We start from the raw sequence: 5,683 nt of genomic DNA on the forward strand, positions 1-5,683 counted from the left end.
GCTCACCGCCGGCGACACCGCGCCGGTGCTGCTGGCGCTCAAGCGCCTGCTGGCGATGCGCGCCTACAAGCGCGCCGAGCACGTCGAAGGCCGCCAGGACCTGGAGGTGCTGGCCAAGGTCGGGTTGAGCGTGGAGCAGGTGGAGGAGATGTACCGCTACCTGGCCATCGCCAACTACGAGGATCGCTTCGTGATCCCCAGCGCGCACCGCGAGGAAGCGCTTTCCGATGCCTTCGCCGAGCGTTCCGGCTGCGGCTTCAGCTTCGGCAACGGCTGTTCCGGCGGCAGCAACTCCGCCGTCAACCTGTTCGGCGGCAAGCCGACCAACCGCCGCGACGTGATCCAGGTCGTGCAGATCCAGGAGTGAGCGCCATGAACGATCACAGCCAACTGTTCCGCCTGCTCGCCCTGCTGCTCGACTATCCACGCGCCGAGCTGCGCGAGGAGAGCCTCGGCCTGCATGCGCTGATCCGCACCTGCGAACTGCCGGAAGCGCTGCGCGACGGCCTCGCGGCGCTGCTCAACGAGCTCTGCCAGGGCGACCTGCTGGACGTCCAGGCGCGCTACGACGGTCTCTTCGAGCGCGGCCGCTCGGTCTCGCTGCTGCTCTTCGAGCACGTCCACGGCGAGAGCCGCGACCGTGGCCAGGCGATGGTCGACCTGCTCGACCGCTATACCGGGGCCGGCCTGCAGATCGACGTACCGGAGCTGCCGGACTACCTGCCGCTGTACCTCGAATACCTGTCGCTGCTGCCGTTCGCGGCGGCCAGCGAAGGGCTCGCCGAAGTGGCGCACATCCTCGGCCTGCTGGCGCTGCGCCTGGAGGAACGTGGCAGCGCCTACGCGGCGATCTTCGAGGCGTTGCTGGAACTCGGCGGCGAGCGCCCGGACCTCGGCGCGTTGCGTCGCGACCAGGCCCAGGAACAGCGCGACGACAGCCTGGAGGCCATCGACCGGGCCTGGGAGGAAACCCCGGTGAGCTTCACCGACCCTGCCGGCGGTTGCCCGTCGAGCAGCGGCCGCCGTCCGACGGCGTCCACCGAACAACCATTGCAATGGGTCGCCCAGCCGGTACCGCAGATGCAGTACCGCGCGGCCCGCGAAGGAGTCTGAGCATGTCGACCAATCTTCTGTTCTTCGGGATCTATCCCTATGTCGCGCTGCTGATCTGCCTGGTCGGCAGCTGGGCGCGCTTCGACCTCTCGCAGTACACCTGGAAGGCCGGTTCCAGCCAGATGCTCAGCAAGAAGGGCATGCGGGTATACAGCAACCTGTTCCACGTCGGCGTGCTGTTCATCCTCGCCGGCCACTTCGTCGGCCTGCTGACCCCGGCCTCGGTCTACCACCACCTGATCAGCACCGAGAACAAGCAACTGCTGGCGATGGTCTCCGGCGGCTTCTTCGGCGTGCTCTGCTTCATCGGCCTGAGCGGACTGATCCTGCGCCGCCTGACCGACGCGCGGGTGCGCGCCACCGGCAACGCCTCTGACCTGATGATCCTGCTGGTGCTCTACGCCCAGCTGATCCTCGGCCTCTCCACCATCGTCGCCTCGACCCATCACATGGATGGCTCGGTGATGGTGATGCTCGCCGACTGGGCCCAGGCCATCGTCACCCTGCGTCCGCTGGCGGCGGCCGAAGCCATCGCGCCGGTGGGCCTGGTCTACAAGCTGCACGTCGGCCTGGGCCTGACCCTGTTCGTGCTGTTCCCCTTCACCCGCCTGGTGCACATCGTCAGCGCGCCGGTGTGGTACCTGGGCCGGCGCTACCAGATCGTGCGCCAGAAACGTCCTGCCTGAACCCTGGGCGGCCGGCGCATCCGGCGCCGGCCCGCCGAACCGAGGTGATCGATCATGAGTTGCTCCCACTACGAAGAACGCGTCGAGAAGGTCGAACTGCCGCAACTGAAGGTCAACGGCGTGGCCATCGGCGAAGACCTGCTGGCCCGCGAACTGCAATACCACCCGGCGGACAGCTACGCGCTGGCGCTGGAGGCCGCCTGCCGTGCGCTGATCGTCCGCCAGTTGCTCCTGCAACGGGCCGACGCGCTGGGCATCGAGGCCCGCTGCGAAGACGGCGAGACGCCGGAGGAAGCGCGCATCCGCCAATTGCTGGAGGAAGAGGTGCAGGTCCCGGAAGCCGACGAAGACGCCTGCCGGACCTGGTACGCGGCCAATCCGGGACGCCTGCTCGGCCCCTGGCGCCTGCAATTGCGCCATGTGCTGCTGGCCTGCGCGCCGGACGACCTGGAAGGCCGCGAGACGGCGCGCAAGCAGGCCGCGGAGCTGCTCGACGAGTTGCGCGGGCATCCCGAGCGCTTCGTCGACCTGGCCCGGCGTTTCTCCGCCTGTCCGTCGAAGGAGGCGGGCGGCGACCTCGGCTGGATCGAGCCGGGGCAGACCGTCCCCGAATTCGAGAAGCGCCTGCTGCGCCGCGCGCCCGGGCTGCTCGAGCATCCGCTGGAAAGCCGCTATGGCCTGCATGTGGTGGAACTGCTGGCGCGCGAGGGCGGCGAGCCGCTCGACTTCGACGCGGCCCGCGCGCAAATCGCCGCGCACCTGCAAGCGCAAGTGTTGCAGCGGGCCGTGGGGCAGTACATCGGCGTGCTGGCGGGAGACGCCTGCATCGAGGGCTTCGCCTTCGAGGGCGCGGATGGGGCGCTGGTGCAATAGGTTTCGGCGCCGTTGTTTCCCTCTTCCTCCCGCACATCAATCGGAGTACCCAGGACATGACCGACTGGATCGATGGCCAAGGCCGACAGATCGACTACCTGCGCCTGTCGGTCACCGACCGTTGCGACTTCCGCTGTGTCTACTGCATGGCCGAGGACATGCGCTTCCTGCCGCGCCAGCAGGTGCTGACCCTGGAGGAGATCGAGCGGGTCGCCCGGCTGTTCGTCGCCGGCGGCGTGCGCAAGCTGCGCCTGACCGGCGGCGAGCCGCTGGTGCGGCCCGGCATCGTCGGCCTGTGCGAGCGCCTGGCGGCACTGCCGGGGTTGCGCGAACTGTGCATGACCAGCAACGGCTCGCAACTGGTGCGCTACGCCCGGCCGTTGTACGACGCCGGCCTGTCGCGTCTCAACATCAGCCTCGACACCCTCGATCCGCTGCGCTTCCGGGCGATCACCCGCAACGGCGAGCTGGACAAGGTGCTGGCCGGCATCGACGCCGCCCAGGCCGCCGGTTTCCGCCGGATCAAGCTGAACGCGGTGGTGATGAAGGGGCGCAACGCCGATGAGGTGCCGGCGCTGGTGGACTTCGCCATCGCCCGCGGCCTGGATATCAGCTTCATCGAGGAGATGCCGCTTGGCCAGGTCGGCCGCGAACGTGGCGAGAGCTTCTGCTCCAGCGACGAAGTACGCGCGCTGATCGCCCAGCGCCACGCCTTGCTCGACAGCGCCGAGCAGAGCGGCGGGCCGGCGCGCTACGTGCGCCTGGTCGAGCATCCGCAGACACGCATCGGCTTCATCTCGCCGCACTCGCACAACTTCTGCGCCACCTGCAACCGCCTGCGCCTGACCGTCGAGGGCCGCCTGCTGCTGTGCCTCGGCCACGAGCATTCGCTCGACCTGCGCGCGCTGCTGCGCCGCCACCCGCTGCACGACGGGCCGTTGCTGGAAGCGATCGGCGAGGCGCTCCAGCGCAAGCCGGCGCGCCATGAATTCAGCGCCGCCGGCGAGGTGCAGGTGCTGCGCTTCATGAACATGAGCGGCGGCTGAGGCGACTCAGGGCGTAGCCAGCGGGCCTCGTGGCAGGCGCACCACCTCGAGGCCGTCGAGCCACTTGACGTGGCGCGGGCCGCTGCGCAGATCGCTTGTCGAGACCAGCGCCAGCGGGCCTTCGCCAGGATCCAGGGCGAGGCCGTTCTTCTGGTAGGCCACCAGGATATCGTCGCCGGCCTCGCTGTTGTACAGCTCGCCCCAGGAAAACACCACGGCATAACCGTCCCTGGAACTGCGTGCGACCACATAGCTGCGCCGCGCGTCCTGGTGGCCGGGCATGTCCAGCCCGGCCTGGTCCAGCACGTCGCTCAGGCGCACCCCCCGGTACTCGCGCTCGGCGCCGACCTGGGCGCCGGACTGGCAGACCATCGCCAGCTTGCCGCTGTCTTGCGCCGGTAGCTGGCGTAGCGCGGCGAGGTCGAGGCGCAGCTCGCGCTGCACCGCGCCGTACACGTGCAGCGAGGCGTCCGCGGCGACGCCGAGGGCGGGCAGGGCCGTGCACAGGGCGGCCAGTGCGAGGCGTTTCAATAGCGGTATTTCATGCCGAGCCATAGGGTGCGTCCTTCTTCGATGAATCCTTCGTTGTAGGCGTATCGGCGATCCGCCAGGTTGTTCAGCGCCAGGCTCAGGGCCAGTTCGCGGCTGGCCTGGTATTCGCCATGCAGGTTGAGCAGCGCGAAGCCGGCGGCGCGCCGGCTGCCGCCGGTATCGCTGTAGGTCCGGGAACGGGCTTCGCCGCTGAGCACCAGGTGCAGCGGCTCCAGGGCTTGCCAGTCGGCCCAGGCGAACAGTTTGTGGCGCGGCAGGCCGGTGACCACGCCGGCCTCGCTGCTGCGCCAGTCGCTGTCGATCCAGCTGTAGTTGGCGCCCAGCTCCAGGCGCTGCGCAGGCCTGCCGCGCAGGCCCAGGTCGAGGCCCTGGTAGACGATCTCGCCGACATTGCGGTTCTGCGCCAGGTTCGGCCCGAGGTCGGTGGCCTGGATGGCATCGCGCACCCGGTTGTGGAACAGCGCGAGGTCCAGCGTGGTGTCCTGGCCGAAGGCGCGGCGGTAGCGCAGTTCGACCAGGCGCGCGCGCTCCGGGTCGAGGTCGGGGTTGACCAGCACGGTCTGGCCGACGGCGGGGCGGAAGGTGGTGTAGCGGTCCTTGAGGGTGGCGAAGCGGCTACGGTCGGCCAGGTTCAGCTGGACTTCGCTGGCTTCGTCGAGCGGATGCACCAGGCTCCATTGCCAGTTGAACGCCTCGGCGTCGTTGTCCGGGTATTCCTTCTCGCTGGTCCGGCCCTGGCGGTCGGTCTTGTACTCCCGTGCCTCCAGGCTTTCCCGCCAGTCGTAGCTGACCCCGAAGATCATCCGCGTGGCCGCGTCGAGGGCCCACTGGTATTCGCTGGAGAGCGACCAGGTGCGGTCTTCGAAGCGCCCCCAGGGCCCGCGGTCCTGGCGTTCGCGGTGGACGTCCTGCTTCCAGTGCAGGGCGAAGGCCAGGCTGTCGTCCTCGCGCAGGCCCTGGCTGAGTTCCACCCCGGCGCCGTCGGACCAGTCGTCGTACTGGCTGCGACTGCCCTTGCGGGCCTCCAGGTCGGCGCGACTGTTGTACTGCTCCAGGGTGTTCTGGAAGGTGTCGCGGTAGAGGCGCGTACGCAGGCGCGTGCGTTCGCCGAGCTGGGTGCTGGAGTTGAAGTACAGGCCTTCCTTGTTCCAGTCCGGCCAGCGCCAGTAGCGGCTCTGGAACGACGGATCGCTGCCGGCGTAGGGTGGCGACTGCTTGTCGCCGTCCTGCTTGAAGTAGGTCAGCACGTATTCGTCGCTGGCATTGGGCGTCAGGCCCAGCTTCAGGGTGCCGCGGGCGTCGCGGCTGGCCGAGTTGGCGCGTTCGCCGTGGCTACCCAGGTCGTCGCTGTCGCGCAGGCCGCCGGGGAGGGCGCGGGCGTCGCGGTCGAGCCAGGCGCCGCTGGCCTGGAAG

Annotated in this window: 6 protein-coding genes and 1 pseudogene; 5 read left to right on the forward strand and 2 right to left on the reverse strand. The window is 69.2% G+C overall.

What is annotated here, in order from left to right:
* The 5 genes and pseudogenes from narH to moaA all read left to right on the forward strand — a co-directional run.
* A pseudogene (narH, locus tag FFS27_RS27465) lies at positions 1-367 on the forward strand (nitrate reductase subunit beta); the annotation flags it as partial.
* Between the two features lie 5 nt (positions 368-372).
* Entirely contained in the window at positions 373-1,113 is a 741-nt protein-coding gene (gene narJ / locus FFS27_RS27470) for a nitrate reductase molybdenum cofactor assembly chaperone (RefSeq protein WP_003092956.1), read from the forward strand.
* A gap of 2 nt (positions 1,114-1,115) precedes the next feature.
* Positions 1,116-1,799: a respiratory nitrate reductase subunit gamma gene (narI, locus tag FFS27_RS27475; protein ID WP_003092953.1), complete on the forward strand. Its 684-nt coding sequence runs from the start codon at positions 1,116-1,118 to the stop codon at positions 1,797-1,799.
* 54 nt (positions 1,800-1,853) lie between these two features.
* The gene (locus tag FFS27_RS27480) at positions 1,854-2,672 is read left to right on the forward strand and encodes a peptidylprolyl isomerase (protein ID WP_003092951.1); all 819 of its coding nucleotides are present in this window, start codon (positions 1,854-1,856) and stop codon (positions 2,670-2,672) included.
* A 56-nt stretch (positions 2,673-2,728) separates the two neighbouring features.
* Positions 2,729-3,718, forward strand: coding sequence for a GTP 3',8-cyclase MoaA (gene moaA, locus FFS27_RS27485; RefSeq protein WP_003092949.1), 990 nt, complete (start codon positions 2,729-2,731; stop codon positions 3,716-3,718).
* 6 nt (positions 3,719-3,724) lie between these two features.
* Here moaA and FFS27_RS27490 read toward each other — a convergent pair whose 3' ends face one another.
* Together FFS27_RS27490 and FFS27_RS27495 are read right to left on the reverse strand one after the other, a co-directional pair.
* Complete coding sequence (locus FFS27_RS27490; RefSeq protein WP_023874964.1) at positions 3,725-4,249, reverse strand: molybdopterin-dependent oxidoreductase; 525 nt, start codon at positions 4,247-4,249, stop codon at positions 3,725-3,727.
* Positions 4,246-5,683, reverse strand: a 1,438-nt coding sequence (locus FFS27_RS27495) for a TonB-dependent receptor plug domain-containing protein (RefSeq protein ID WP_134608174.1), incomplete at its 5' end; no start/stop codon positions are given. The genes FFS27_RS27490 and FFS27_RS27495, both read right to left, overlap by 4 nt.

The sequence above is a fragment of the Pseudomonas sp. 2VD genome (assembly GCF_005503585.1).
Taxonomy (GTDB): Bacteria; Pseudomonadota; Gammaproteobacteria; order Pseudomonadales; family Pseudomonadaceae; genus Pseudomonas; species Pseudomonas aeruginosa.

Excerpts from the sequence above, each read along its gene's own strand:
- FFS27_RS27480 (WP_003092951.1), top strand. The coding sequence starts at position 1,854 with ATGAGTTGCTCCCACTACGAAGAACGCGTCGAGAAGGTCGAACTGCCG.
- narJ (WP_003092956.1), top strand. The coding sequence starts at position 373 with ATGAACGATCACAGCCAACTGTTCCGCCTGCTCGCCCTGCTGCTCGAC.
- narI (WP_003092953.1), top strand. The coding sequence starts at position 1,116 with ATGTCGACCAATCTTCTGTTCTTCGGGATCTATCCCTATGTCGCGCTG.
- moaA (WP_003092949.1), top strand. The coding sequence starts at position 2,729 with ATGACCGACTGGATCGATGGCCAAGGCCGACAGATCGACTACCTGCGC.